The organism is Gordonia sp. NPDC003424, from assembly GCF_053588655.1.
This window is the reverse complement of sequence record NZ_JBSFQJ010000017.1, coordinates 99,698-125,745: the sequence shown is the minus strand read 5'-3', so window position 1 is coordinate 125,745 and position 26,048 is coordinate 99,698. Positions and strand designations below refer to the sequence as shown.

Annotated in this window: 24 protein-coding genes and 1 pseudogene; 16 read left to right on the top strand and 9 right to left on the bottom strand. The window is 67.0% G+C overall.

Annotated elements, in window-relative coordinates:
* Nucleotides 1–247: 247 nt before the first annotated feature.
* Complete coding sequence (locus ACWDTI_RS21425) at nt 248–1,534, bottom strand: adenylosuccinate synthase (RefSeq protein ID WP_449740142.1); 1,287 nt, start codon at nt 1,532–1,534, stop codon at nt 248–250.
* 106 nt (nt 1,535–1,640) lie between these two features.
* Between ACWDTI_RS21425 and ACWDTI_RS21420 the strand changes: the two genes are divergently transcribed.
* The 5 genes and pseudogenes from ACWDTI_RS21420 to ACWDTI_RS21400 all read left to right on the top strand — a co-directional run bounded on the left by ACWDTI_RS21420 (nt 1,641) and on the right by ACWDTI_RS21400 (nt 6,881).
* The gene (locus ACWDTI_RS21420; protein ID WP_449740141.1) at nt 1,641–2,273 is read left to right on the top strand and encodes a hypothetical protein; all 633 of its coding nucleotides are present in this window, start codon (nt 1,641–1,643) and stop codon (nt 2,271–2,273) included.
* On the top strand, nt 2,270–3,082 hold the full coding sequence (locus tag ACWDTI_RS21415; protein WP_449740140.1) for a site-2 protease family protein: 813 nt from the start codon (nt 2,270–2,272) through the stop codon (nt 3,080–3,082). The genes ACWDTI_RS21420 and ACWDTI_RS21415 overlap by 4 nt, the downstream gene beginning before the upstream one ends.
* 59 nt (nt 3,083–3,141) lie before the next feature.
* Nucleotides 3,142–3,753 (top strand): annotated as a pseudogene (deoC, locus tag ACWDTI_RS21410) (deoxyribose-phosphate aldolase); the annotation flags it as partial.
* Nucleotides 3,754–3,810: 57 nt separating this feature from the next.
* Nucleotides 3,811–5,478: a phospho-sugar mutase gene (locus ACWDTI_RS21405; RefSeq protein ID WP_449740147.1), complete on the top strand. Its 1,668-nt coding sequence runs from the start codon at nt 3,811–3,813 to the stop codon at nt 5,476–5,478.
* A complete protein-coding gene (locus tag ACWDTI_RS21400) occupies nt 5,475–6,881 on the top strand; it encodes an MFS transporter (RefSeq protein WP_449740139.1) in 1,407 nt (468 codons plus the stop codon). The genes ACWDTI_RS21405 and ACWDTI_RS21400 overlap by 4 nt, the downstream gene beginning before the upstream one ends.
* A gap of 254 nt (nt 6,882–7,135) precedes the next feature.
* On the opposite strand, the gene ACWDTI_RS21395 is transcribed toward ACWDTI_RS21400, so the two are convergent.
* The 4 genes from ACWDTI_RS21395 to ACWDTI_RS21380 form a co-directional block, all read right to left on the bottom strand.
* A complete protein-coding gene (locus tag ACWDTI_RS21395) occupies nt 7,136–7,774 on the bottom strand; it encodes a pyridoxamine 5'-phosphate oxidase family protein (protein ID WP_449740138.1) in 639 nt (212 codons plus the stop codon).
* Nucleotides 7,775–7,827: 53 nt separating this feature from the next.
* Nucleotides 7,828–8,748: a cation diffusion facilitator family transporter gene (locus tag ACWDTI_RS21390; RefSeq protein WP_449740137.1), complete on the bottom strand. Its 921-nt coding sequence runs from the start codon at nt 8,746–8,748 to the stop codon at nt 7,828–7,830.
* A gap of 65 nt (nt 8,749–8,813) precedes the next feature.
* Nucleotides 8,814–9,917, bottom strand: a complete 1,104-nt coding sequence (locus ACWDTI_RS21385) for an FUSC family protein (RefSeq protein WP_449740136.1) — start codon at nt 9,915–9,917, stop codon at nt 8,814–8,816.
* Nucleotides 9,914–10,351 (bottom strand): DUF3151 domain-containing protein, encoded by a 438-nt coding sequence (locus tag ACWDTI_RS21380; protein WP_449740135.1) that lies wholly within the window; start codon nt 10,349–10,351, stop codon nt 9,914–9,916. Before ACWDTI_RS21380 ends, ACWDTI_RS21385 begins: the two co-directional genes overlap by 4 nt.
* 194 nt (nt 10,352–10,545) lie before the next feature.
* Between ACWDTI_RS21380 and ACWDTI_RS21375 the strand changes: the two genes are divergently transcribed.
* Together ACWDTI_RS21375 and ACWDTI_RS21370 are read left to right on the top strand one after the other, a co-directional pair.
* A complete protein-coding gene (locus tag ACWDTI_RS21375; RefSeq protein WP_449740134.1) occupies nt 10,546–12,969 on the top strand; it encodes an Rv0361 family membrane protein in 2,424 nt (807 codons plus the stop codon).
* A complete protein-coding gene (locus ACWDTI_RS21370) occupies nt 12,966–13,166 on the top strand; it encodes a hypothetical protein (protein WP_449740133.1) in 201 nt (66 codons plus the stop codon). Before ACWDTI_RS21375 ends, ACWDTI_RS21370 begins: the two co-directional genes overlap by 4 nt.
* 78 nt (nt 13,167–13,244) lie before the next feature.
* Here the strand turns inward: ACWDTI_RS21370 and fbaA are convergent, their stop codons facing one another.
* Nucleotides 13,245–14,279, bottom strand: coding sequence for a class II fructose-bisphosphate aldolase (gene fbaA, locus ACWDTI_RS21365; protein ID WP_449740132.1), 1,035 nt, complete (start codon nt 14,277–14,279; stop codon nt 13,245–13,247).
* A 150-nt stretch (nt 14,280–14,429) separates the two neighbouring features.
* Here fbaA and ACWDTI_RS21360 point away from each other — a divergent pair, with 150 nt between their 5' ends.
* The gene (locus ACWDTI_RS21360; protein ID WP_449740131.1) at nt 14,430–15,458 is read left to right on the top strand and encodes a DUF368 domain-containing protein; all 1,029 of its coding nucleotides are present in this window, start codon (nt 14,430–14,432) and stop codon (nt 15,456–15,458) included.
* A gap of 64 nt (nt 15,459–15,522) precedes the next feature.
* Complete coding sequence (locus ACWDTI_RS21355; protein ID WP_449740130.1) at nt 15,523–16,242, top strand: DedA family protein; 720 nt, start codon at nt 15,523–15,525, stop codon at nt 16,240–16,242.
* A 5-nt stretch (nt 16,243–16,247) separates the two neighbouring features.
* Here ACWDTI_RS21355 and ACWDTI_RS21350 read toward each other — a convergent pair whose 3' ends face one another.
* Together ACWDTI_RS21350 and ACWDTI_RS21345 are read right to left on the bottom strand one after the other, a co-directional pair.
* Complete coding sequence (locus ACWDTI_RS21350; RefSeq protein ID WP_449740129.1) at nt 16,248–16,508, bottom strand: zinc ribbon domain-containing protein; 261 nt, start codon at nt 16,506–16,508, stop codon at nt 16,248–16,250.
* A gap of 96 nt (nt 16,509–16,604) precedes the next feature.
* The gene (locus ACWDTI_RS21345; protein ID WP_449740128.1) at nt 16,605–17,822 is read right to left on the bottom strand and encodes an FAD-dependent monooxygenase; all 1,218 of its coding nucleotides are present in this window, start codon (nt 17,820–17,822) and stop codon (nt 16,605–16,607) included.
* Between the two features lie 104 nt (nt 17,823–17,926).
* On the opposite strand from ACWDTI_RS21345, the gene ACWDTI_RS21340 reads away from it, so the two are divergent.
* The 4 genes from ACWDTI_RS21340 to ACWDTI_RS21325 all read left to right on the top strand — a co-directional run bounded on the left by ACWDTI_RS21340 (nt 17,927) and on the right by ACWDTI_RS21325 (nt 21,745).
* Entirely contained in the window at nt 17,927–18,739 is an 813-nt protein-coding gene (locus tag ACWDTI_RS21340) for an IclR family transcriptional regulator (protein WP_449740127.1), read from the top strand.
* Between the two features lie 152 nt (nt 18,740–18,891).
* Nucleotides 18,892–19,923 (top strand): cupin domain-containing protein, encoded by a 1,032-nt coding sequence (locus ACWDTI_RS21335; RefSeq protein ID WP_449740146.1) that lies wholly within the window; start codon nt 18,892–18,894, stop codon nt 19,921–19,923.
* A 251-nt stretch (nt 19,924–20,174) separates the two neighbouring features.
* The gene (locus ACWDTI_RS21330) at nt 20,175–20,999 is read left to right on the top strand and encodes a fumarylacetoacetate hydrolase family protein (protein ID WP_449740126.1); all 825 of its coding nucleotides are present in this window, start codon (nt 20,175–20,177) and stop codon (nt 20,997–20,999) included.
* Nucleotides 21,000–21,016: 17 nt separating this feature from the next.
* Nucleotides 21,017–21,745: a maleylpyruvate isomerase family mycothiol-dependent enzyme gene (locus ACWDTI_RS21325; protein WP_449740125.1), complete on the top strand. Its 729-nt coding sequence runs from the start codon at nt 21,017–21,019 to the stop codon at nt 21,743–21,745.
* Nucleotides 21,746–21,981: 236 nt separating this feature from the next.
* On the opposite strand, the gene ACWDTI_RS21320 is transcribed toward ACWDTI_RS21325, so the two are convergent.
* The gene (locus ACWDTI_RS21320) at nt 21,982–22,758 is read right to left on the bottom strand and encodes a MerR family transcriptional regulator (RefSeq protein WP_449740124.1); all 777 of its coding nucleotides are present in this window, start codon (nt 22,756–22,758) and stop codon (nt 21,982–21,984) included.
* Between the two features lie 140 nt (nt 22,759–22,898).
* On the opposite strand from ACWDTI_RS21320, the gene ACWDTI_RS21315 reads away from it, so the two are divergent.
* The 3 genes from ACWDTI_RS21315 to ACWDTI_RS21305 all read left to right on the top strand — a co-directional run bounded on the left by ACWDTI_RS21315 (nt 22,899) and on the right by ACWDTI_RS21305 (nt 26,041).
* Nucleotides 22,899–23,897: an NAD-dependent epimerase/dehydratase family protein gene (locus ACWDTI_RS21315; RefSeq protein ID WP_449740123.1), complete on the top strand. Its 999-nt coding sequence runs from the start codon at nt 22,899–22,901 to the stop codon at nt 23,895–23,897.
* Nucleotides 23,898–23,963: 66 nt separating this feature from the next.
* Nucleotides 23,964–25,031 (top strand): thiamine pyrophosphate-dependent dehydrogenase E1 component subunit alpha, encoded by a 1,068-nt coding sequence (locus ACWDTI_RS21310; protein ID WP_449740122.1) that lies wholly within the window; start codon nt 23,964–23,966, stop codon nt 25,029–25,031.
* A complete protein-coding gene (locus ACWDTI_RS21305; protein ID WP_449740121.1) occupies nt 25,028–26,041 on the top strand; it encodes an alpha-ketoacid dehydrogenase subunit beta in 1,014 nt (337 codons plus the stop codon). Before ACWDTI_RS21310 ends, ACWDTI_RS21305 begins: the two co-directional genes overlap by 4 nt.
* The last annotated feature ends 7 nt before the right edge of the window (nt 26,042–26,048 follow it).

Sequence of the window (26,048 nt, the reverse complement as noted above, 5' to 3'; positions counted from 1 at the left end):
CCGACGCCAAAGGCCAAACCGGCCGCCGCGACGTCTACGACAACCTGCTCAAACGGCTCGACGACACATCCTCTTGACACCGATCACCCACATAACGCAGCCCTTTTCGCTGATCGATCTCGATGCGGTCGTCGCAAGCTCATCCCTTACTCGATCCAAGGAGTCAGCCCGCGAGCTTGCGAGCGAGCGCTTCGAGATCAACGGTGAACGTGATCTCGATGCGGCACCCCGCAGCGCGTCGAGACCCCTACACGATCGCCCGGCGCACAATCGTCTGATCGCGCCCCGGGCCGACACCGATGCACGACACGTGGGCACCGGACAGCTCCTCGAGCCGCAGCACGTAATCCTGCGCGTTCTTCGGCAGGTCCTCGAAGCGCGTGCACTCCGAGATGTCCTCCCACCATCCGGGCATCGTCTCGTAGATCGGCTTGGCGTGATGGAAGCCCGTCTGGGTCATGGGCATGTCGTCGACGCGTTCGCCGTCGACCTCGTAGGCCACGCAGATCGGGACCCGCTCCACGCTGGAGAGAACGTCGAGTTTGGTGAGGAAGTAGTCGGTGATGCCGTTGACGCGGGTGGCGTACCGCGCCACCACCGCGTCGAACCAGCCGCAGCGTCGGGCACGCCCGGTGGTCACGCCGACCTCGCCACCGGTCTTCGCCAGGTATTCGCCCCACTCGTCGAACAGCTCGGTGGGGAACGGGCCCGACCCGACACGGGTGGTGTACGCCTTGAGGATGCCGAGGACGGTGGTGATCCTGTTGGGGCCGATGCCCGCGCCCACCGCCGCGCCGCCCGCGGTGGGGTTCGACGACGTCACGTACGGATAGGTGCCGTGGTCGACGTCGAGCAGGGTGCCCTGCGACCCCTCGAGCAGGATCGTCTCGTCGCGTTCGAGTGCCTGGTTCAACAGGAGCCGGGTGTCGGCGATGCGGTGCTTGAAGCCTTCCGCCTGCTCGAGAACCTCGTCGATGACCTGCGCCGGCTCGAGGGCGCGACGGTTGTAGATCTTGACCAGGATCTGGTTCTTGAGCTCCAGGGCGGCTTCGACCTTCTGGGCGAAGATCTTCTCGTCGAGCACGTCGGCGACCCGCACGCCGACACGCGCGATCTTGTCCTGGTAGCAGGGGCCGATGCCACGACCGGTGGTGCCGATCTTCTTGTTGCCGAGGAAACGCTCGGTGACCTTGTCGATGGCGACGTGATACGGCATCAGGAGGTGAGCGTCGGCCGAGATCAGCAGACCCGTGGTGTCGACGTCGCGGTCCTCGAGGCCGCCGAGCTCGGTGAGCAGCACGCCGGGATCGACGACCACGCCGTTGCCGATGACGTTCTTGACGCCGGGCGTCAGGATGCCGGACGGGATCAGATGCAGCGCATACTTGTCGCCGTTCGGGAGTACGACGGTGTGACCGGCGTTGTTGCCGCCCTGATACCGCACCACCCAGTGCAGCTTCCCGCCGAGCAGATCTGTTGCCTTACCTTTGCCCTCGTCGCCCCATTGGGCGCCGATAAGCACGATCGCGGCCATGATCGAAAACTCCTGTTCCGGGGTTCACGCAGCCGCTGAGGACTCGACTGCACGGGCGAACAACAGGCCAACCTTACGTGCTTCGGGTGACCGATACGCTATCCGCGTGCATTTTGCGATGCTCGTCGAAGCCGACCTTCCCACCGGTACGCGTGCGATCCGAGACGCGGTGGCCGAGATCCTGACCGATGGCCCGGTGTCGCGGATCGTCGTCGTACCTGTTTCGGCGACCGGCAGCGACCCGTTGTTCTCGCAGGTCCTTGCGGTATTGATGCTGCTCGAACGCCTCGACGTCGAGGTCGCGGTGATCGCGCCGGCACCCACGCCCGCGACGCGGATCTATGGGCTCCCCCACGGTTCGGCGGCGCGCGAGCTCGCCGAGACCGGGGCCGCCCGCGAGCTGCCGCTGATCCGCGACGACGCGGCCACCGTCCTGGTGGGCCGGGCCCGGCATCTCGGCGACGACGGCGCACGACTGCACGGCGAAACGTACGTCGACAGCGAACTCCTGTTCACCGGTGAGGCTCGTGGGGTGGAGATCGAACCGCTGCCGGTTGCGCCCGGCGTCCGCGCCCGTCTCATCCGGAGGTTTCCGGCCGGCCGATGGCTGACCGGACGCGCCGTGCAGACCGGCGGCACGAACATCGTCGTGGAGCGTGAGGGCACGCTGACGCCGCGGGTGGTGAAGCGGTCGACGTTTTATCGGCATCATGTGGACATGAAGGTGGTTACTCCATGACCGGCGGGTGGGGCGCGCCGCAGCGGCGGGGCGCGTCGACCCGCGAGATCGTGCGGGCGGTCCGTCCGGGCCCGGTCTTCCTCGGTCTCGTCGTCGCCGCGATCGTGGGCGGGTGGCTGGTGGCGACCTCCGACCCCGGCCGCAACGTGCAGTCGGTCGGCGGCACCCTGCTGCTCGTGCTGGCGGGGTGGGTGATCTCGCTGTGCCTGCACGAGTTCGCCCACGCGGTCACCGCGTTCCGCTTCGGTGACCGCAATGCCGAACTGCGCGGCTATCTCACGTTGAATCCCCTGCGCTACACCCATCCGGGCCTGTCGATCGGTTTGCCGTTGCTCATCATCCTGTTGGGCGGCATCGGTTTTCCGGGTGGCGCGGTCTATGTGGACCAATCGGGTTTCAATCGTGGACAGCGGACCGCGGTGTCGCTGGCCGGCCCGCTCACCAACGCCGTGCTCGGCGCCATCTTGTTGTTGACGATCCGCGGGTTGGGGCCGACGAGCTCGGCGAGCCTCAACCTGTGGGCGGCGCTGGCGATGCTGGCCTTCCTGCAGATCACCGCGGCAGTGCTGAACATCCTTCCGGTGCCGGGTTTCGACGGCTACGGCGCGATCGAACCGTACCTGTCACCGCAGACGCGGGCGTCGATGGCGAAGATCGCCCCCTACGGCTTCCTGATCGTGTTCGCGCTCTTGTTCATTCCGGCGCTCAACCGCGCGTTCTTCGATCTGATCTACTGGTTGTTCGAGTTGTCCGGCGTCAACAGCGCGCTGGCATCCTACGGCTGGGGGCTGTTCGTGTTCTGGCGCTGAGCGCCTCGCGGGCCCGTATTCCGCTGCTCCACCCGATACCGGAGCGTTAGGGTTTGCTCATGCATCGCGCCGAGGTCGCCGCTGTCATCGATCACACGTTGCTGACGCCCGAGGCCACCGCCGATCGGGTGTCGTCGCTGGTCGCCGAGGCCGCCGAGTTGGGTGCGTATGCGGTGTGCGTGTCGCCGAACAAACTCCCGCTCGACACCCCGCCCGGACTGAAGGTGGCGACGGTGTGCGGATTCCCGTCCGGCGCACACCAATCGGCGGTCAAGGCGGCCGAGGCGGCCGATTCGGTCGGGCGCGGCGCCGACGAGATCGACATGGTGATCGATCTGTCGGCGGCGGTCGTCGACGACTTCGCCGCCGTCGAGGCCGACATCCGTGCGGTCCGTGATGTGTGCCCCACGCCGGTCGTACTGAAGGTGATCATCGAATCGGCCGCGCTGACCGACGGTCAGATCGTCGGATGTTGCCGCGCAGCCGAATCCGCGGGTGCCGACTTCGTCAAGACATCGACCGGATTTCACCCGTCCGGCGGTGCCACCGTGCACGCCGTGGAGCTGATGCGGCAGACGGTCGGAGACCGGTTGGGCGTCAAGGCATCCGGTGGTATCCGTACCGCCGACGACGCGCTCGCGATGATCCGGGCGGGTGCCTCGCGGCTCGGGTTGTCGTCGTCGGCGATTGTCCTCGAACACATTCCGGAGACCGGCGCCGACGACTCGGTGTTCGATGCGGCCGAGCAGTGGCTGGCCGCCGACCCCGATGTGCGCACTCAACTCGAACTGCGGCAGCTGATCACCGCGGCGTCCTCCGGTCTACCCGACGCGATGGCCGATCTCCGTTCGCGTTTCGCCGGTCCGTTGACCTTCGGCACCGCGGGACTACGGGGTGCGGTGGGTGCCGGCGAATCGCGGATGAACGTCGCGGTGGTCACCCGCGCGACTGCCGGACTGGCCCGGTACCTGCTCGACACCGTCGGCGCCGACGCGTCGGTGGTCGTGGGATGCGATGCGCGCCATGGATCGTCGGATTTCACGGACACCGCGCTCCAGGTGTTGTCGGGGGCCGGGGTGCGTGCGCTCGCGCTACCGAAACGGCTTCCGACACCGGTCACCGCGTTCGCGGTGCGTGCCCTCGGCGCCGACGCCGGAATCCAGATCACCGCGTCGCACAATCCGCCCGCCGACAACGGCTACAAGGTCTATCTCGGCGGTCGCGCCACCGATCCGGATGGCCGGGGCGTGCAGATCGTGCCGCCGGCCGACGCCGACATCGCGGCCCGTATCGCCGCGGCCCCGCCCGCCGATCAGATCCCGCGCAGCACCGAGCATGTGCAGCCGGTCGACCCGCAGGTCGTCGTCGACTACGTCCGCCGCATGGCGTCGCATCGTGTCAGGGATGAGCCATCGACGGTGCGTGTGGTGTTCACCGCGATGCACGGCGTGGGTGGCGCGACCATGCTGCAGGTTTTCGACGAGGCAGGTGTCCCCGACGTTCACACCGTCGCCGAACAGTTCGATCCCGACCCCGACTTCCCGACCGTGTCGTTCCCCAATCCAGAGGAATCCGGCGCGATCGACCTGTCGCTGGCCCTCGCCCGCACCGTGTCGGCGGACGTGGTGATCGCCCTCGACCCGGACGCCGATCGCTGCTCGGTGGCGATCGAGCAACGCGACGGCTCGTGGCGTCAGCTCACCGGCGACGAGACCGGTTCGCTGCTCGGCGAGCAGGCCGCCACCGACAAGTCCCGCGACGGTGATGTCCTCGCCTGCTCCATCGTGTCGAGCCGACAGTTGTCCCGGATCGCCGCGGCGCACGGGCTGCGCAGCGCCGCGACACTGACCGGCTTCAAGTGGATCGCCCGAACCCCGGACCTCCGATACGGGTATGAGGAGGCCATCGGCTACTGCACCGACCCGCAAGCCGTCGCCGACAAGGACGGCATCGGAACCGCGGTCCGAGTCGTCGTGCTCGTCGAAGAGCTTGCGTCACAAGGTAGGACGATCGAGGATCAGCTCGATCAGCTGGCCCGCACCTACGGTTTGCACACCACGTCACAGTTGAGCTTCCGGGTCGCCGACATCTCGTTGATCGCCGACGCGATGGCGCGGCTGCGCACCTCGGCGCCGACGTCGCTGGGCGGTTCACCCGTCGTGGAGTGCCGCGACCTGCAAGAAGGCGGCGACGATCTGCCTCCGACCGACGGACTGCTCTACCGCACGGACGCCGACGACCGGGTGATCGTCCGCCCGTCGGGCACCGAACCGAAACTCAAGTGCTACCTCGAGGTCATCTCGCCGTGTGCCGACGGCGCAATCCCCAGGGATGCTGCGGCCGAACGCATCTCGACCATCGAACGCGAACTCACCGCCCTGCTGGAGCTGTCATGAGTCCCGACCCGACGTCGATCGATCCGAAGACCGGACTAGCCCGCAACCCGAAGACCGCGGTCCCGGTGTTGTTGTTCCTGTTCGTGTTCTCGCTGGTGATGGACAACGGCTTCAAGCTGATGTCGCAGCCGATGTCCGAGGCGTTGAACATCTCCGAGAACACCGTCAGCCTGCAGGCGACCATCCCGGGCATCCTGATCGGTGTCGGCGCAGTGGTTTACGCGGCGTTGTCGGACGCGATCAGCATCCGTCGGCTGATGATCTTCTCGGTGATCCTGATGTCCGTCGGCTCGATCGTCGGATTCGCACTGCAGAACACCTTCGCCGGGGTGCTCACCGGACGCATCATCCAGACGGCCGGGCTCGCCGCCGCCGAGACCCTGTATGTCATCTGGGCGACAAAGCATTTCACCGGGGACGAGCAGAAACGCTACCTCGGGTACTCGACCGCGTGCTTCCAGCTGTCATTGCTGATCGGCGCGGTCGGCGGCGGCTTCATCTCCACCTACATCGGCTGGACCGCGTTCTTCCTGGTCAATCTGATTGCGCTGCTGACCATCCCGATCATCCTGAAGACGGTTCCGGCCGAGGAGACCGGCCACACCCACCTCGACATCTTCGGGCTGTTCCTGGTCGCCGTGTTCGCGTCCTGCCTGGTGATGTTCATGCAGCACTTCAATTGGTGGTTCATGATTCCCGCGGTCGCGGCGATCGCCGTCTTCGTGTGGCATGTCTGGACCCACGACGACGCACTGATCACCCGCGCGTTCTTCGCGGACAACCGGTACACGCTGATGCTCGTCGTGGTCTTCGTGACCTACTCGGTGCAACTGGGCTACCAGTTCATCTTTCCGTTCCTCGTCCACGACACCTACGGCTGGAAGCTCTCCACCGTCTCGCTGTTGCTCGTACCCGGTTACAGCGCTGCGGTTCTCGTCGGTGTGTTCACCGGCCGGATCGCCATCGTCCTCAGCTCCAAACAGGCGACGATCATCGCCATCCTGATGATCGCCGCGGCACTGTTGTCCGCCGCTTTCCTCGTCGGAGCCTGGGTCGGGGTCTTCGCGATCTCGATGACGCTGTTCGGTTCCGGTTTCGCGCTGATGTACGCGCCGCTGCTGTCCACCGCGATCCGCGACGTCCCGGCCGAGAAATCGGGTGTGGCCATCGGCTTCTACAACCTGGTCATCAACATGGCGATCCCCATCGGTATCGCCTACACCGCCAAGCTGCGTGATCTCCACCTGTCGTTGACCGAGTTCGCCGGACAGTCCGCCACGGAGGCCTCGTACGGATCGACTTTGCTGATCCTGTCGCTGATCGCGGTGGCCGGCTTGCTGGTCTATCTGGTGTCGATCCGGGTTCTCGAACGTGCAGATGCCCTCCGGGTCGAGACGGTTTGACCACGCCTCCCCAACAACCGGGCGCCTCGAGAACAACCGAGCGCCTCGAGAACAACCGACCGCATCGAGGCCACCCCCTCCGCTGGTCGAGTAAGCGACCGAGCGCTAGCGAGGGAGCGCATCGAGACCACCCCCTCCGCTGGTCGAGTAAGCGACCGAGCGCAAGCGAGGGAGCGCATCGAGACCACTTCCCTTGACCGACAAGTGATCTCGACTTCAATCCGCCGGGCCTCGCAAGCTCGGCGCCTACTCGATCACCGGGTCACGGCATCCCTCCGCACCAACCTCGCCACCGACGCCGGCACCTCGCCGGGATGCTCGACGATCGGCTCCCCGTAGACGGTTCGCACGGGCACGACCCCGGTCCAGCCCCCGGCATCGTCGTCCAGCGGCCCGCCGGCCCGCGCTTTCGTCAGCCACTGCCCCTCGATGATGGGGAGTTGCAGAATCGAGGTCGCCGACAACTCTTTTCGTGTGTGGTCGCGAACCTCTGCACTGCGCCCGGGCAGGATGGCATCGGAGAACACGTCGAGGGCCCGGCCGGCGTCGGCCTCCGCGACCGGCGACAGCGTGCCCCGCACCACTGCCGACCGGTAGTTGACCGAATGGTCGAAGAGCGTGTCGGCGACGACGAGTCCGTCGACGACAAAGGCGGTGAACGTGGCCGGCCGACCAGCCGCCACATGCCGCAGCGCGCCCGCACCGGTCGAACCATGGACGAGTAGGCGGTCGCCGTCGCGGGCGACGAGCATCGGCACCGACCAGGGCTGCCCGTCGTCGGTCACCGTGGACAGCACCCCGACCATTGCCTCGTCGAGAACCTCGTCGAGCAATGCGCGATCCCCGCCACGATCTGGCTTACGGGTGAGGCTGGCGAGTTGATCGTCGGTCATGGCGACAGCATGGCAGGCCGCCGGTCAGGGATGCCACCGAGATTTACGTCGGTCTACCACTGCAGTTCGTCGCGGCACCGATCTTGGACGTCGTGGGGCTCGACCTGGATCGTCGCGTGGTCGAGACCGTGTCGCGAGAGCACGGCCTGCGCGGCGGTGAGCACCTCTCGGTTGGGTGCGTGACTGCCCAGGTGCACGGTGGCGACGTCCATGCCGGTGGTCAGCGACCACACGTGCAGATCGTGCACGTCGTCGACGACGGGGATGGCGGCGAGTTCGTTCCGCAGTTCCTCGACGTCGACATGCGCGGGGGCCTGCTGGTTGAGGATGCGCAGCGCCTCGAGCGCCAGTCGGACGGCCCGCGGCACCACCCACAGGGCGATCAGGACCGCCACCACGACGTCGGCGTAGCCCCAGCCGGTGGTCATGGTGACCACACCGGCGATCAGCACACCCACGCTGCCGAGCGCGTCGGCGAGCACCTCCATGTAGGCCCCGCGGACCGCGATGGATTCCCGCGAGTCGGGCCGCAGCAACAGCATCACCGTGAGGTTGACCAGCAGACCGACCAGCGCGACCACGATGAGGGTCAATCCCGGCACCTCGGGATCGGTGCCGAGCCGTTCGAACGCTTCGTACAGCACGAAAGCCGCCACACCGATGAGCAGCACGGCGTTGGCCACCGCGGTGAACACCTCGGCCCGATGCCAGCCGAAGCTGCGGTCGTCGGTCGTGCGACCGTGCCGGGCGAGCAGCAGCGCGACCAACCCCATGGCGAGGGCCACCACGTCGGTCAGCATGTGGCCGGCATCGGCGATCAGGGCCAGCGAGTTCACGATCAGGCCGGTGGCGAGTTCCACCACGAAATAGGCGCCGATGATGACGACGGCGACGGCCATCGGCCAGATACGTCGGTTCGACACGGAACCGGCGTCGGGTCCGTGGGAATGCGAGTGCGAATGCGAGTGGCCCATGGCCCCGTCAATATATGCGCGATTTCGCATATATGACAAGGGACCTTGTACTCACCGCGGCGGATTCACCGCAGCGTGGCCACCGCCGACGACCTCCGCAGCCCTGTGATCATCAGCATGTCGATGAGCAGCGACCGGATTTCGGCGAGCACCGCGGTCTCCGACAGGGTGCTGTTCTGCACCAGCTCGGCGCGTGCCTTGCGGGTGACGGTCCGGAGCACGCGGGCAGCCTCGGCCTCGTCGGGCTCCTCGCCCGGATTCGCGATCATCATCCCCCGGAGCACCTCGAATGCCTCGGCGATGCCGTCGAGGACCTCGATGATCTCCGGCCGCAGGTGCTCGCCACGCTGGGTCATGCCCCGTGCCCGACGGGCGATCACGCGGAAGTTGCGTACCGCGTTGTCGATGGGGTCGGCGGTCGCCGAGATCTTCTGCAGCCGTTCCCGCGACGACCAGTACAGCGGTGAGAGCGCGCTCACCTCACGTCCGCCGCTCATGTCCGACCGCATCGTGTTGATGGCCTCCTGGGTGCCACGCGCGGTTTCCAGCGCCGACGACACCCGTTCGACATCCATCTCCCGCAGCCCGGCGACCAGCGTGCGGGTGGCGTCGCGCATGGTCGCGAGCACCCCGGCGGCATCCCGTCGCGCGCGATGCGAGGGATTCACCGGGAACAGCGCGACGACGACGACCCCGACGACACCTCCGATCAGCGCATCGATCGCACGATGGAAACCGCCTACTCCACCCGGTGGCAGCAAAGTCGCGACGAGGACGCCCGACGAGGCCGCCTGCATCGGGATCAGTGGCCCGTTGTCGAGGAACACCGCGACGACCATCGCCAGGGCGACGACCACCATGATCTGCCATGTCCCCGATCCGATCCGGGAGACGAGCAGATCGCCGACGAGGATGCCGATGGTCACACCGGCGACGAGTTCCACCGATCGTCGCCACCGCTTGCTCAGCGACAGGCCGAGCGAGACGACGGCCGCGATCGGCGCGAAGAACGGCTGTGGGTGGCCGAACACGTGCACCGCGATCCACCACGAGAGCCCGGCCGCGAGCGCGCATTGCGCGATGGGTACCAGCGACAGCCACAACCGCCGAACCCGTTTACGGATCGGGGGCGGTAGCCGGTTCAGGCCTCGACGAAGCCAGTCGGTCAAGCCAGTCCGAGGTGCTTGGCCGCCGTGGGATCGCTGTCGTTGAGCAGATCGAGGCAGCGCAGGTACTCGTCCTCTTCACCGATTGCCTTGGCGGCTTGCGCCAATGCCCCGACGCACCGCAGGAACCCCTGGTTGGGTTCATGACTCCACGGCACCGGGCCGAATCCCTTCCAGCCATGTCTGCGCAGCTGATCGAGTCCGCGGTGGTAACCGGTCCGGGCGTACCCGTAGGCCTCGATCACCTTGGCGGTGTTGGCCCCCGCATCGGCGGACTTCAGGGCGGCTTCGGCGAGGTATGCCCACGCAATCGATGCGGTGGGGTGGGCGGCCGCGGTGTCAGCCGCGTCGGCGCCGTTGAGCAGGTCGGATTCGGCATCGTCGTCGCCGGTGAGCAGAACCGGTTGAGGGCCGAGCAGATCTCCAAAAGAAGTCACCCGTCCATTCAAGCACTCCGGTCGGCCCGGATCATCGGACAGACAGCCACATCACAGCCCGTCGAATCCGCCGATCGGCGAGTGATTCGCTAGGGTGAATGGCGCAATCGGCGCTACGTCGCCGAACTACGACGAGCGATCCCCGATCGGGGGCGCGACCATCACACATTTGACGAAGCGGGGTGGATCACCACATGCCTCAATCGCAGGACGAGAAGGGTGTGTTCCGCCGCGCAGTATCCGCCTGGCGCGACCGTGGCGGGAAGTCCGGTCGACCCCGACGCGGACCCGACGATTCGGTGGTGGGCATCAGAAAGGGCAACGACGCAGCGGTGACAACGGAGACCACCAATCCGAACGACACGACGGACTCCGTCACCCCGGACATCACGGCCGACAGCCCGACAAGCGTCGATAGGAGCCCCGACGAGAACGTCGTCGATGCGACAGCGGCCACTGGGACTGCGGCCGCCGCGACGACGACCGATGATGTGGCCGACGCCACGGACACTCAGGCCGCTGAAGCCGGGGAGGCCGGGGAAGCCGAAGCCGGCGAATCCGGTGCCGCCGAAGCCGAAGCCGACGCCACCGACTCTGATGCCACCGTGCCCGATGCCACCGGCTCCGACGCCACCGACTCTGATGCCACCGTGCCCGGTCCCACCGGCTCCGGTGCGCCTGAATCCGGCGCCGACGAGTCAGCCGAGTCCGACGTGGATGGCAACGACACCGCGGATCGCAACGACACCGCGGACGGCAACGACACGGTAGACACCGATGCATCGGCCACCGATGCCGAAGCGACCGCTGATGTGGCCAGTGATGCGGAGGCGGGCGAAGCAACGGCCCCCGATAGCCCGGACTCCGCGCCGGCCGACGAGGTCGAGGCGCCGGCGGACGGCGACATCCCTGCGTCGGAGGTGGCAGCCGACGAGCATGCGGACGACGAGCCGGAGTCCGCACCCGACGCCGGCGCCGAGAGCGTGGACGGCACCCCGGCAGCATCCGACGCACCGACGGACGCCGTCGATGCGGATGCCGAAACCAGCGCTGCCGACACCAGCGACGCGGAGACCGGCGACTCCGACACCAACGACGCCGACGCCGACACCGACGACGCTGTGTCCGCTTCCGACGAGTCCGCCGAGCTGGAGACCGCCGCCGACGAGGACGAGCCCACCGCCGAGGATCAGACCGCCGAGGTCGCCGACTCCGCAGAGCCTCCCACCCCACCGACACCCAAGGGCGGTCGAGGCATCGACTCGGCCACCAAGGTGATCCGCCGCGACGAGCTGCCCGACACCAGCGACCTCGAGGACCTGGAGAACATCGACGCACTCGGCGCGCCCGCCGGGGAGGCCGAAAGCGACACGCACGATGAGAGCGACGAGTCGCCGGGTGAGGTGACGCCCGCCGGGGTCTCCGGTGCGCCGTCCGACTCGCCGACCACGGTGATGAAGGTCGCGGCGGTCGCGGGCGCAACCGCGGCGGTTGTCGGCGCCGAGCAAGCTGACAGTGATCAGTCCAGCGACGAACACTCCGAGGCACAGACCGCAGCCCTGGACACCCAGACCATCACCACCGACACGGACTCCGACGCAGCCAAGTCGGATGACACGGGCGAGGCAGCAACCACCGCACTCGAAACCTCACCTGCCGACACCGACGAGGCAGACACAGCAGAGTCAGACACCGCGGACGACGCAGCGACCACCGCACTCGCCACTACCGCACTCGCCACTACCGCACTCGCCACTACGGCACTCGCCACCACGGCAGCCGACACCGACGAGGCACACGCCGAAGAGTCAGACACCGAAAAGTCAGACGCAGCCGAGTCAGACACGGCGGACGAGGCAGCAACCGCCACCCTCGATGCGACCGCACCCGCTACCGAGGTACTCGAAGGCGCCGAATCCGACGACACAACGGCCGAAACCACCGAGGCCGAAGCCACCGAGGCCGACAACGCCACGGCCGAAACCACCGAGGCCGACGACACCGGGGCTTCCACCCCGGCCGCCACCAAGTCGATGCCGACGACTCCCGATGACGACGAGTGGGTCGACGCCGGCACTGCGAAGACCTCGGCAGCCGATGGCTGGGCGACCACCGCCCACAAACCCGAACGCATCCCCGGCAAGGTGGAGCCCGAGAAAAAGACTGCGAAGACCTCGGGCGGGCATCGCGGACGACGCGTGGCGCTCGTCGCCGTTGCGGCGGTCGTCGTCGTCGCGGCGATCGTCGGGGGCATCTTCGCGTACATGAACCTGCGGCCGCCGGCCCCCGAAGATCAGGCCGCGGATTCGGCCAAGCAGTTCTCGGAGGCGCTCTATGACGGCGATCTGACAACCCTGCGCTCGATCACCTGCGGTGATCGGCATCAGTTCTACACGTCGATCAGCGACGAGGACTTCCAGCAGATCTACGCGCGGCAGAAGGCTCGCAACGAGCTGATCGACGTCGGAGACGTCAAGGCGGTCAAGATCACGGCCGACGGCAACCAGGCCGTCGTGGAGGTCGAGGCCACCCACACCGCCCGCCCCGGCACCCCGCAAACGGTGACGATCAACCTCCAGAAGTCCGGCGACGACTGGAAGGTGTGCACGCCGCAGTGACCCATGGACCACAGCCCGACGGACCACGGCCGCTCTGGTACGAGCCGCCGACCCGTCCGACCGTGCTCCCTCGTAGCGTCGTGGAGTCCGAACCGCTCGCGGCGCGTCGGCGCCGGGTGGAACCGTCGGTCGTCATCGCCGCGATCGTCATGCTCATGCTGGCCGGGGGCGTGGTCTACGGCCTGACGGCGGTGTGAGTCACCGGCCTCCCCGCATACAACAAAAAGGGGCGCCCCGCACCGGCGGGACGCCCCTTGTCGTTCAGGTGAGGTCGATCAGGCGCTGATCGACTTGCCGACCGACTTGAGGTCGGTGCAGGCCTCGATCACCCGGTCGGTCATCGACGCCTCGGCCTTCTTCGACCACACGCGCGGATCGTAGGTCTTCTTGTTGCCGACATCACCGTCGACCTTCAGCACACCGTCGTAGTTCTCGAACATGTGGCCCGCGATCGGACGGGTGTAGGCGTACTGGGTGTCGGTGTCGACGTTCATCTTGACGACGCCGTAGCTGAGCGCCTCCTCGATCTCGCTCTTGAGCGAGCCGGAACCGCCGTGGAAGACGAAGTCGAACGGTTTGGAACCCTCGGGCAGACCGAGCTTCTTGACGACGACCTCCTGGCCGGTCTTGAGTACATCGGGACGCAGCTTGACGTTGCCCGGCTTGTAGACGCCGTGCACGTTGCCGAACGTCGCGGCCAGCAGGTAGTGACCTTTCTCACCGGTGCCCAGCGCATCGACGGTCCGCTCGAAGTCCTCGGGCGTGGTGAACAACTTGTCGTTGATCTCCGCCTCAACCCCGTCCTCTTCACCGCCGACGACGCCGATCTCGCACTCGAGAATGATCTTCGCGGCCGCGGCCTTCGCCAGCAGTTCCTGCGCGATCGACAGATTCTCGGCGATCGGCACCGCACTGCCGTCCCACATGTGGGACTGGAACAACGGATTCTTGCCCGCGTCGACCCGCTCCTGCGAGATCGCCAGCAATGGCCGGACGTAGGTGTCGAGCTTGTCCTTCGGGCAGTGATCGGTGTGCAGGGCGATCGTCACGTCATACTTCGCGGCGACCACGTGCGCGAACTCGGCGAGCGCGACCGCACCGGTCACCATCTCCTTGATACCGAGACCCGAACCGAACTCGGCACCACCGGTCGAGAACTGGATGATGCCGTCACTGCCGGCATCCGCGTAGCCCTTGATCGCGGCGTTGATCGTCGAAGAAGAGGTGCAGTTGATCGCCGGAAACGCGTAGCCCCCCTCCTTCGCCTTCGTTAACATCTCGGCGTACTGCTCCGGAGTTGCAATGGGCATCGAGCATTCCTTCCAAAGGTTGGACATACCGGACATACCCGCATGTGCGAGTTGCGACGCCCTCAGTATGGCAGGTCAACGCATCGCTGTTGCGTTGACTGACGGATCACCTGACCTGTCCGAAATGCCGTTTTCGCGACGATCCGTAGCATGGCAACGGTGACGGCCTCCGAACCTTCGACCACCTCGCGCACCGACACCCCACCCCCGACCGACAGTGGATCGGCTCCCGCGACGCCACAAACACCTTCCCGCCCGGCGCCGTCGGCTGTCGCCGGCATGCTGCTCCGCGGCGGACTCATCGGGGCCGCCGAGACGATTCCGGGCGTGTCCGGCGGGACTGTCGCCCTGGTGACCGGTATCTACAGCCGGCTCATCGCGTCGGCGAAAGCGCTCACCGACATCCCCCGGGCGATCACGTCGCCTCAGCGTTTGCGCACCACGCTCGGATACGTCGACTGGTGGCTGCTGGTGCCCGTCGCCCTCGGCATGGGGATCGTCGTGGTGTCGATCGCGGGCACCATGGAATCGTTCGTCACCGACCAGCCCGTTTACTCCAAGGCGCTGTTCATGGGCATGATCGCGGCGTCGGTGGCGATCCCGTTCCTGGAGGTCAGACCCGGAGCACTCACCAGCCCTCCCGCACGGCTGCGCGCCGGACTGCTGTTCGTCGCGACGGCCGCGATCGCGTTCACGCTGACGTCCCTCCCCCGCAACGACGTCGCCGACCCACCACTGCTCCTCGTCTTCGGCGCGGCGGCCGTGGCGGTCTGTGCGCTGGTGCTGCCAGGCGTATCCGGGTCGTTCTTCCTGCTGGTGATGGGCCTGTACGCGCCGACGATGGCCGCCGTCGATCAGCGTGACCTCCCCTATCTGGCGGTGTTCGCCGCCGGCGCCGTCGTCGGTCTCGCGTCGTTCGTTCGCGCGCTGGAATGGCTGCTCGAGAACAACCACACGATCGCCATGGTCGGTGCCGCCGGACTGATGCTGGGATCGTTGCGGGCGTTGTGGCCGTGGCAGACCGACACCGGGCAACTCCTCGGGGTCGGCGACGACTGGCCGGTGGCGCTGACCCTGTTCGTGGTGGGCGCCGGCGTCGTCGCGTCGATGGCGATGCTGCAGCGGAGGCGCTACGTCGCCGACGCGCTGGCGTCGTCGATCGCCCATTCGCGATCGTGACCGACGACACCCCAGGTCAGCGCTGTCAGCTTCTCCCAAGCTTTGGCCGGTACGCTTGGCTCCCGTGATTGTTTCCGCTCTCGCCCAGACCACGACGACCGCGGTGGCACTTCCCGGCATCCTGGACCCCATCAACGTGCTGTCCTGGTTCGGGGCCTGGGCGTTCTGGGGTCTGCTGCTCGTCGTCCTGATCGAATCCGGGGTGCTGTTCCCGGTGCTGCCCGGCGACTCGCTGCTGTTCGTCGCGGGCATGGTCGTGGCCGCCGGCGGCAAGGAAGGGATCGACAAGTTCGCCTCACTCTGGCAGCTGCTCATCTTCATCCCACTCGCAGCGATCATCGGCGGCCAGATCGGTTACTGGATCGGTCGCTACGTCGGCACGGAGATGTTCAAACCGGATGCCCGGTTCCTCAAGGAGCGCTATCTCATCGAGGCGCACGAGTTCTTCGAGAAACGTGGTCCCATCACGATCTTCCTGGCCCGATTCGTGCCGATCGTCCGGACGATCGCGCCGATCGTCGCCGGTGCCGCGCGGATGAAGTACTCGGTGTTCTTCATTTACAACGTCGCGGGTGCCATCGTCTGGGGCGCGGGCGTCACCCTGCTCGGCTACTGGCTGGGCGGCTTCGAGATCGTGCAGAAACTCATCGAACCGATCTTCATCGCGATCGTTGTGGTGTCGGTCCTGCCGATGTTCATCGAGTGGTACCGCCGTCGACGCAACACCGACAAGGTCGAGCCGGCCGCGCAGACGCCGGAACAGTCGTCGACCGACCCCGCCTGAGTCCGCTAGACCTGCTGGCGCAACCCGACGATCCTCGGGTGGTCACGCCAGGCCGGCATCTCGGCCATGAGGCGACGCGCGGAGCGCACGGCGTCCTCCCAGGACAGTTCCCGGTGTTCGGTCAAGATCTGTGCCGTCAGCGCGTCCAGCCGCGCGTCGAATGTCTGTAGGTGACCGTCGCCGTCGGTGCAATACGCGCAATAACGAGCCGTCTGCACCGGCATCCCACAACTCTCGCAATGGTGATGCGACTCCAGGACGGACATGGTGCTCTCCTTCACCTTGTGACGTTCTCTCAGACTGAACCGCCGCAGGCCGGGCACAACAGGGTCGTTGTGCCCGGCCTGGCGGATTGTGACGTATCAGACAGCCCTCGTCAGAGCCCCCGCACGGTCGCTCGAGTAGGCCCAGAGCCAGTCCGTGTACTTGTAGCTCGAGGTGTCCCGGGTACGGAACAGTTCATTGCGCGCGACCCTCGCCGTGCCGTCGAGGTGCCAGAGCTCCCCCCACATCCGGCCGGTGGTGAGGATGCGGTTGCAGCGTGGCGCACGCTCGGCGTTGACCGCGGCCAAAGTCCGGTCCCAGGCGTCGGCGCCGCCGACCGACAACTCTTCGTCCGCGTAGTCGGCGATGCACTTCGCGTCCTCGATCGCCATCACCGCACCCGAGGCCAGATACTGCAGCGGCGGATGGGCGGCGTCCCCGAGCAGGATCATCCGGCCGTCCACCCAGTTGTCGATGGGTGCGCGGTCGTACATCGGCCACCAACGGTCACGCCACAGGTGATCGGTGGCCGACCGCACCGTCGGATGGCAGTGGTCGTAGGCGTGTGCGAGCTCGTCGGGCCCGCCCCACTCGGCCTTGCCTTCCCGGTAGCCCGGTGATTCGAACACGGCGACCTGGTTGAGCATCGACCCACCGCGCAGCGGGTACTGGATGAAGTGGCACCGAGGGCCGATGTATCCGACGACGTCACGGATACCTTGCCCGGCCGGCACCTCATCCATCGGGAAGGTCCCGCGGTAGGCGACGTAGCCGGACGAGACCGGCTGATCGTCGGACAGTTTGGCGCGCAGCCGCGACTTGAGTCCGTCCATGGCCAGGACCGCATCGGCTTCGTGCGCGGCGCCGTCGGCGGTCGTCAGTACCGCTCGGTTGCCCTCGGTGACCACGTCGTCGACGGTCTGCGAGGTGAGCAGTTCGGCGCCGGCGTCACGCGCGGCATCGATCAGCAGCGCGTGCAGATCGCTGCGGTGGATGACGAAGTAGGGACCGCCGTAGCGCGCCTGGAAGTCCGCGCCCAGGTCGAGTCGGGTGAGCTCCTCGGCGGTGACCGCATCGCGGAACACGATGTTGCCGGGCAGCACTCCGCGTTCCAGTGCGGTGTCGAGCAGACCCCAGGAGTCGAGCATGCGCGAGCCGTGCGGGCCGATCTGCAGTCCGGCACCGACCTCGCCGAACTCCGGTGCCCGTTCGAACAGCGTGACCGACGCACCCTTACGGGCGAGGGCCAGCGCGGCAGCGGCGCCACCGATGCCGCCACCGGCAATCAGGACTCGTGAATCATGAAGGGAGGACATGTTCTTCTCCTTTGGAAGATCTTCGGCTCAGACGGCCGGAAGCGTGGGCGGTCATGCACACCACAGTGATGGCGCGCACAACTCGTCGCCCATACAATTCTGCTATGCAGAAACTCTCGGCGAAGCGCAAGATCGAGCGGCCGTCCTATGTCATCGAGTCGGTGGACAACGCTCTGCGGTTGCTGGAGTTGCTGCGCGACGTGGGCGAGATCCGCCTCTCGGATGCGGCGTCCGAACTCGGCGTGGCCAACTCGACGGCCCATCGTCTGCTCGCGATGCTCACCTACCGGGGGTTCGCCGTCCAGGACGAGCGGCGGCGCTATCACCCGGGCCCCGCACTCGGCGCCGGCCCGGCGCGGCAGGGGTGGACCCGCGACTTCACCGATCGCTCGCGACCCCACCTCGAAGCGCTGACCGGACTGACCGGGGAAACCACCAATCTCGTCATTCGGGTCGGCACCCAGGCGCGATTCCTCGATTCGGTCGAGTCCGGCGGCATGTTGCGGGCGGGCGACCGACGCGGGCAGGTGCTCGACGCCCATCGCACCGCAGGTGGCCGCGCCCTGCTCGCCGAGCTCCCCGAGGCCGTGCTCGAACAGCTCTACCTGCGTCCCGACGACCACGAAGGGCCCGCCGACTCGCACGATCCGCGCCTGACGCGCGACGAGTACAACCTTTTCCACGCCGAGATCCGGCGCGTACTCAACTCCGGTGTCGGCATCAACCTGCAGCAGAGCGAAGACGGCGTCGCGGCGTTCGGGATGGTCGTGCACAACGGCGCGGGCGTCGCGCTCGGCGCCATCACCGTCGCCGTTCCGGCCACCCGCTACGAACTACACGCGCGCGGCCCGCTCATCGGGCAGTTGCGGCGAACCGTCCGGGAGACCGAACTCGACGTCGCCGACATCGCACCCTGATTTTCTGCACAACAGAAAGTTCTGCCCGATCGCTCGACCCCCTCGTAGCGTGGCGTCCCAGTGATCCACCACATACCGATGGAGTAGCGATGACCACCACGATCAAGACCGGGGCCGGGCCCACGGCGCAGGAGCAAGCCGCCCTCGACGCGATGTACCGCAAGTTCGATGCCGCCCACCTCAATCCGCTGTGGACGCAGCTCGGTGACCTGATGCCGATGGCCCCGTCGCCTCAGGCCGTCCCGTATGTCTGGCGCTGGGCCGACCTGCTGCCGCTCGCCGAGGAAGCCGGGCGACTGGTGCCGGTCGGACGCGGCGGCGAACGCCGGGCCATCGCGTTGGCCAACCCCGGACTCGGCGGCCGTCCCTACATCAGCCCCACGCTGTGGGCCGCGATCCAGTACCTCGGCCCACGCGAGACGGCCCCCGAACACCGGCACAGCCAGAACGCCTTCCGCTTCGTCGTCGAGGGCGAGGGCGTCTGGACCGTCGTCAACGGTGACCCGGTGGCCATGCGCCGTGGCGACTTCCTGCTGACCCCGGGCTGGAACTTCCACGGTCACCACAACGAGACCGACAACCCGATGGCATGGATCGACGGCCTCGACATCCCGTTCAGCCACTACGCCGACACCGGCTTCTTCGAGTTCGGTTGTGAGGGGGTGAGCGACGAGTCGATGCCGAATATCTCACGCGCCGAACGCCTCTGGGCACATCCGGGGCTGCGTCCGCTGGTCGGCCTGGACGCCAAGACCAGTTCGCCGATAGCCGCCTACCGATGGGAGCACACCGACGCAGCGCTGGCCGAGCAACTGGCCCTCGAGACCGAGGGCTACCCGTCGACCACCGAACCCGGGCACGCCGCGATCCGCTACACCAACCCGACGACCGGTGGCGACGTGATGCCGACCATCCGCGCCGAGTTCCATCGCCTACGCGCCGGCACGGTGACCCGCACCCGCCAGGACGTCGGCACCACCGTCTTCCAGGTCTTCGACGGCACCGGATCGATCACTCTCGGCGAGGACGTCCATCAACTCGCCAAGGGCGACCTGATCGTCGTCCCGTCGTGGGTGCCATGGTCGGCCACCGCCGAGAACGACCTCGACCTGTTCGCGTTCTCCGACGCACCCATCATCGAGCGCCTGCACTTCAACCGCACCCAGATCACCCCTGCCGGTTGAGCCTGTCGAAACCCCATCTGCGCCGGTGGATCTCGATGCGGCGCCTCGCTTCGCTCGGAGCCTTACTCGATCAGCGGAGGAGCGAGCTCGGCATCCGCGGGACGGGCAACCCCTCCATCCGCCGGACGGGCAACCCCTCCATCCGCGGGACGGCAACCCTTCCCGCTGGTCGAGTAAGCCCGGCGACGAAGGAGCCGAGCGCATCGAGACCCACCCACCCAACCACCACCAACCACGAAGGAACCCACCCGATGAAGCTCGCCACCCTCCGCCTCGACGGAACCACCACCGCTGCCGTCGTCGACACCGACGCCAATTCCGCCACCGTCATCGACGGTCACTCCGACGTCGGTTCACTTCTGGCGCAGCCGAATTGGCGAGGAATCGCCGAGTCGGCCGCCGGCCAGACCATTGCGCTCGACGACGCCGACCTCGCCCCGGTCGTCCCACGCCCCGGCAAGATCTTTTGTGTCGGACTGAACTACGCCACCCACATCACCGAGATGGGTCGCGACCTGCCGCAGTACCCGACCCTGTTCCTCAAGGTCGCCGAAGCCCTCACCGGTCCGTACGACGACGTCGTCGTCCCGCAGTATGCGGCGAAGGAACTCGACTGGGAGGCCGAACTCGCCGTGATCATCGGCCGCGAGGCCTACCAGGTGTCCGAGGCCCGGGCCGCCGACCACATCGCCGGGTACTCGGTGATCAACGACTACACGATGCGCGACTACCAGTACCGCAGCCTGCAGTGGGATCAGGGCAAGAACTTCGAGAAGACCAGCGGCTTCGGCCCGTGGCTCGACACCGACTACGAACTGGGCTCCGTCATCGAGACCCGCCTCGACGGTGAGGTGATGCAGCACGCCACCACCGACGACCTCGTCTTCAAGCCGGCCGCGCTGGTCGAGTACATCTCACACATCGTCACCCTCAATCCCGGTGACGTGATCATCACCGGGACCACCGGCGGCGTCGGTCACGCCCGCAAGCCGGCTCGCTACATCGGCGACGGCCAGACAGTCGAAGTCACCATCGACGGCTTGGGCGCGGTGCGCAACCGCACCGTCGTGAAGTGACGAGTACGCTGACCAGCATGTCGCACAACCATTTTCCGGATCTGGATGTGGCCGACCGGCTCGCCGTCGCGCGCGCCGGCACGGCCCATTTCGGGCGGCTTCTCGCGTCACTCACCGACACGCAGCTCGACGAGGCGTCGTTGCTGCCGGGTTGGTCGCGCAAACATCTTGTCGCCCACGTCGGGTACAACGCCGCCGCGATCAGCCGGCTCGTCGAATGGGCGGCCACCGGAGACGAAGTCCCCATGTATCCCTCCGTGGAGGCGCGCAACGAGGAGATCATCAGCGGGGCAACGCTGCCCGCGCAGGCTCTGCGAAATCTCTTTGATCACACCGCGGCCCGGCTCGACGAGAAGTGGCGCAACCTACCCGACGACCGATGGGACTTCCCCGTCAAGACAATTCAGGGCCGGACCGTCCCGGTGTCGGAGACTGCATGGATGCGCACGCGCGAGGTCTGGATCCACGCCGTCGACCTCGCGTCGGGCGCGACGTTCGCCGAGTTCCCCGAACCAGTGGTGAACAGCGTGATCGATGACATCGCAAATGCGTGGCGCCGTAACGACTCCGGATTAGATCTGCGCCTCGTTCTGCCGACCGGTGAGATCGATATCGATCCCGACCGTACCGGCGACCGCGTCGTGGTGTCCGGCCCCGCCCCTGCCGTGCTGCGCTGGATGGCCGGGCGCGGCGACGAGGGAGTAACCCTGTCCGACAACACCACCCAGCCTCCCCGCTGGCTCTGACAGCGAGGACCACCCCGGCCCGCCCGCTGGGGTGGTCGCCGCTTCGCCGATCGAGCAATGACCCGATCTTGCGAGGGCACGAATCGAGATCACCTGTCGGACAAGTCATCTCGACGCGCTTTGCCATCGCTCCTCGTCCACTCGATCGGCGGAGCGGCAAGCCGTACGCTCCTTCGCGCCATCGCTCCTCGTCCACTCGATCGGCGGAGCGGCAAGCCATACGCCCCTTCGCGCCGTCACTCCTCGTTTTCCCGGTCGGCGCCGTGACCTTCCGCCCGCTCCCAGAGCTCATCGGCATGCGCGATCGCGGTGCCGATCTCCTCGGCCATGACGTGGGCCGCCGACTGCCACGCAACCGCGCGAATCCGTTCCAAATTCGCCTGGAAGTCCTCCGCGGTGCCCTGGTACTGATGGCCGCGTTCGGACATCCACTTGACCACATGCCGCTCGCAGAGGTCTCGAAAGCTCTCGCGCATGACATCGGCGGACCACTTACTCAGCGCGAAATCGGCTCCGAGAGAATGTAGTTCGAGAGCTCCCCGTAGCTGCGGGATACTTTCGGCGAACCAGACCTTCCGCCCGTCCGACGTCGTCCGGCGCTCCAGGTAGCCGCTGGAGACGAGCGCCGGCACCTGATCCGGATACGCGTCGCCGAGCACATCGGCGAGTTCGCCCTCGTCGAGTTCCCGGCTCGAGGTGGCCAGCCATGCCGACCCGGCGATGGACGGGCCGAGCAGGTCGACGACACTGCTCTGCGATTCACCCGCATCCCCCAGCACCGTACGGATCGTCTGCAGACGCAGGCCCCTGCCCTGCAGGGCGGCGATCGACCGGAGCCGTTCGAGGTGAGCGGGCCCGTATACCGCCTGCCCGCCCCGGCGCACGGGCCGCGGAAGCAACCCTTCGGATTGGTAGTAGCGGATGGTCCTCGCGGGCACATCCGCCACCTTTTCGAGCTCACTCAACGAGAACTCGGTGTTCGCGTCGGTGCCATTCGCTGCCATAAGTCCCATGAAATCACCTTCTGATGTCAGTTCGCACTGTTATGACAGGCAACACTTGACAGTGCGATGTGAAGTATCTTACTGTCATATTACAGTTTTTACTGACATACACCAGCGATCACCGTTGGCACCCACCACAGGAGGTATCCATGACGGACGCACGCCCCACCCCCGCCGTCCCGTCCAAGGTCTTCATCACCGGAGCCGGCGGCTTCATCGGCCGCACGCTGGCCGCCCGCCTGCGTGAGCTCGGCGCCACCGTCACCGGCGTCGACCTCGTCGCCGATCCGGCCGAGGGGATCGTCGAAGGCAGCACCACCGACCCGTCGACCTGGGCACATGCACTCGAGGGCGTCGACGCGGTGATCCACACCGCAGCCATCGTCAGCACCGTCGCCCCCGTCGAGCAGGCCTGGAACGTGAACGTGCTGGGCACCAAGAAGGTCCTCGACGCCGCAATCGACGCGGGCGTCGGTCGCTTCGTGCACCTCAGCTCGATCGCCGCCTACGGCTGGGATTGCCCCGATCACGTCACAGAGGATTACCCCACCCGCGTCACCGGCGGTGTCTCCACCTACACCGACACCAAGACCAACTCCGAACTGGTGGTCCTGGCCAACGGCAAGCGCGGCATGGAAACCACCATCGTGCGACCGGCCGACGTCTACGGCCCCGGCTCGGTGTGGGTGCGTGAGCCGCTGGCGATGATCAAGAAGAAGCAGATGATCCTGCCGGAGAACGGCTCGGGCGTGTTCGACGTCATCTACATCGACAACTTCGTCGACGCGATGGTGCTCCTGCTGGCCGCCGACGGCAAGGACGTCGACGGACAGGTCTTCAACTTCGGCGAGGAGCTGTTCCGCACCACCGGCGAGTACTTCGGCGAACTGGCCTCCTGGGTCCCCGGCGGCAAGGTCACCTCGGTGCCCATCAAGGTCGCGGTCCCGGCGCTCAACGTCGTCGGCGCCGTCCAGCGCCGCCTCGGCATGAAGAGCGAGCTCGGCGGCGCACTGATGCACATGTTCAACCGCAAGGTCGTCGTATCCAACGAGAAGTCACGCACCGTGCTCGGGTTCAAGCCCGTCGTCTCCTACGAAGAGGGCATGGCGCGGCAGAAGGAATGGGCCCGCCGAGAAGGTCTCATCTGAGCCTGTCGAACCAACCACAACCACGAGAAAAACAATGAACCACAAAATGATTGACGGAGGTCACCGATGAGTAAGAACCGGATGAACGCCGCCCAGATCTACCGGACGATGGTCCGGATGCGACTGGTCGACGAAGCATTTGTCGAGGCATGGAAGGACGGACTCGTCCCGGGCGAGTACCACTCGGCCCACGGCGAGGAAGGCATCAACGCCGGCGTCCTCGCACACCTGACCGAGGCCGACACCCTCGCCCTCGATCACCGCAACACCGGCCCGTTCGTCGCTCGCGGCATCGAACTCGAGCCGCTGATGCTCGAGGTGCTCGGCTCGGACGAGGGCATCGCCCGCGGTATGGCCGGACACATGCACATCTTCGATCCGGCCTGCAACGCCGGCGCGGACGGCATCGTCGGTGCGGGCGGACCGCTCGCCGTCGGCCAGGCGATCGCCCACACCCGGTCGAATCCGGGCAGCGTCGCCGTCACCTTCCACGGTGAGGCCGCGATGAACCAGGGCATGATGATGGAGGCCTACAACATGGCCGTCGCGTGGAACCTGCCCGTCGTGTTCGTCTGCAAGGACAACAAGTGGGGCATCACCACCTACTCCAGCGATCAGACCGCCGGTACCCCAGTGCAGCGCGCCAAGGGATTCGGCCTGCACGTCGAGACGGCTGCCGGACACAAGGTCGGCGACGTGCACCGCGCGGCCGGCAAGCTCATCGACCGCGCCCGTGCCGGCAAGGGCCCCGGGTTCCTCTACGTGACCTGCCATCGCCCCAACGGACACCTCGAGGGCGACCCGCTGGTCGGCCTGCTCCGTCAGCCGAAGCAGCAGCTGTCGGTCTGGCTGCCCGAGCTGATGGCCGGATTCAACAACACCCAGAGTGGAACCACCGGCGAGAAGGTGCGCGCGATGGTCGGCGTCGGCAAGCGTGCCGGCCGTTTCACCCGCGACATGACCCTCAACACCTACAAGGACCCGGTCCGACGTGGCCGGTCCCTGGTCGGGGCGGAAGCCGCGGCCACCATCGAAGCCCAAGAGCGAGCAGAAGTTCTCGCCGCCATCACCGCAACCCGTGCGCGCGTCGGAAAGCGCATCGGATTCGGCGTCACCACAGGAGGAACCCGATGACCATCATGCGTTTTGACGAAGCTGTCGATCACGGCCTGGGCCAGGCCATGGCGGCCGACCCCTCGGTCGTCACCTGGGGCGAGGACATCGAGATCCTGCGCCGCGTGCTGCAGAGCCGTTTCGGTCCCGAGCGTGTCCGCGACACACCGATCTCCGAGCAGGGCTTCATGTATGCCGGCATCGGCGCCGCCATGGCGGGCCTGCGTCCGGTGGTCGAGCTCTACATGATCGACTTCGGCATGGTCGGCTGGTCGGCCATCTCCAACGCCGGCTCCAAGTTCAAGGACTTCTCCGGCGGCCGCTGGAACGTCCCGATGGTGCTGCGCGCCGGTGTCGGCGGCTGGTACGCCGACGGCGGTCAGCACGAGCAGACCTTCTGGGGCAGCCTCGCCTCCTACCCGTCGACCGAGGTCGTGGTGCCGTCCACCCCGGCCGACGCCGCCGGACTGATGCTGTCGGCCGTGCAGAGCGACGAGTTCACCGTCTTCCTCACGCCGAAGCTGCTCGACCAGCAGATCCTCGACTACCTGGGCGGCGACCAGCGCGACACGCTGGACCTCACTCCGGTGCAGCCCAAGGCCGGCGCCATCGGCGACGTCCCCGACGTCGTCACGCCGATTCCGTTCGGCAAGGCCGCCACCCGCCGCACCGGCTCCGACATCACCCTGGTCTCGGTCGGCATCGGCGTGCACCGCTGCCTCGAGGCGGCCGAGGCGCTCGCCGCCGACGGCATCGACGCCACCGTGCTCGATCTGCGCACCCTCGCGCCGCTCGACACCGAGGCCATCGTCGAGCACGTGAGCCGCACCGGCCGGGTCGTCGTCGCCGACGAGGACTACAGCCGAGGCGGACTCACCGGCGAGATCGCCGCGCTGCTCCTCGAATCCGGCACCAACGCCCGCTATGCGCGGGTGGCCGTGGAACAGACCATCCCGTTCGCGCCGCACCTCGAGTACGGCGTGCTCCCCAACGCGGAGCGCATCGCTGCGGCCGCCAAATTCCTTGCCTGAGGACCGA

Bases quoted from the DNA above. Each gene is read 5' to 3' on its own strand.
- ACWDTI_RS21310 (WP_449740122.1), top strand. From the start codon at position 23,964: ATGAGTAAGAACCGGATGAACGCCGCCCAGATCTACCGGACGATGGTC.
- ACWDTI_RS21330 (WP_449740126.1), top strand. From the start codon at position 20,175: ATGAAGCTCGCCACCCTCCGCCTCGACGGAACCACCACCGCTGCCGTC.
- ACWDTI_RS21305 (WP_449740121.1), top strand. From the start codon at position 25,028: ATGACCATCATGCGTTTTGACGAAGCTGTCGATCACGGCCTGGGCCAG.
- ACWDTI_RS21325 (WP_449740125.1), top strand. From the start codon at position 21,017: ATGTCGCACAACCATTTTCCGGATCTGGATGTGGCCGACCGGCTCGCC.
- ACWDTI_RS21345 (WP_449740128.1), bottom strand. From the start codon at position 17,822: ATGTCCTCCCTTCATGATTCACGAGTCCTGATTGCCGGTGGCGGCATC.
- ACWDTI_RS21335 (WP_449740146.1), top strand. From the start codon at position 18,892: ATGTACCGCAAGTTCGATGCCGCCCACCTCAATCCGCTGTGGACGCAG.
- fbaA (WP_449740132.1), bottom strand. From the start codon at position 14,279: ATGCCCATTGCAACTCCGGAGCAGTACGCCGAGATGTTAACGAAGGCG.
- ACWDTI_RS21400 (WP_449740139.1), top strand. From the start codon at position 5,475: ATGAGTCCCGACCCGACGTCGATCGATCCGAAGACCGGACTAGCCCGC.
- ACWDTI_RS21425 (WP_449740142.1), bottom strand. From the start codon at position 1,534: ATGGCCGCGATCGTGCTTATCGGCGCCCAATGGGGCGACGAGGGCAAA.
- ACWDTI_RS21395 (WP_449740138.1), bottom strand. From the start codon at position 7,774: ATGACCGACGATCAACTCGCCAGCCTCACCCGTAAGCCAGATCGTGGC.
- ACWDTI_RS21320 (WP_449740124.1), bottom strand. From the start codon at position 22,758: ATGGGACTTATGGCAGCGAATGGCACCGACGCGAACACCGAGTTCTCG.
- ACWDTI_RS21415 (WP_449740140.1), top strand. From the start codon at position 2,270: ATGACCGGCGGGTGGGGCGCGCCGCAGCGGCGGGGCGCGTCGACCCGC.
- ACWDTI_RS21340 (WP_449740127.1), top strand. From the start codon at position 17,927: ATGCAGAAACTCTCGGCGAAGCGCAAGATCGAGCGGCCGTCCTATGTC.
- ACWDTI_RS21315 (WP_449740123.1), top strand. From the start codon at position 22,899: ATGACGGACGCACGCCCCACCCCCGCCGTCCCGTCCAAGGTCTTCATC.
- ACWDTI_RS21350 (WP_449740129.1), bottom strand. From the start codon at position 16,508: ATGTCCGTCCTGGAGTCGCATCACCATTGCGAGAGTTGTGGGATGCCG.
- ACWDTI_RS21390 (WP_449740137.1), bottom strand. From the start codon at position 8,748: ATGGGCCACTCGCATTCGCACTCGCATTCCCACGGACCCGACGCCGGT.
- ACWDTI_RS21375 (WP_449740134.1), top strand. From the start codon at position 10,546: ATGCCTCAATCGCAGGACGAGAAGGGTGTGTTCCGCCGCGCAGTATCC.
- ACWDTI_RS21360 (WP_449740131.1), top strand. From the start codon at position 14,430: ATGGCAACGGTGACGGCCTCCGAACCTTCGACCACCTCGCGCACCGAC.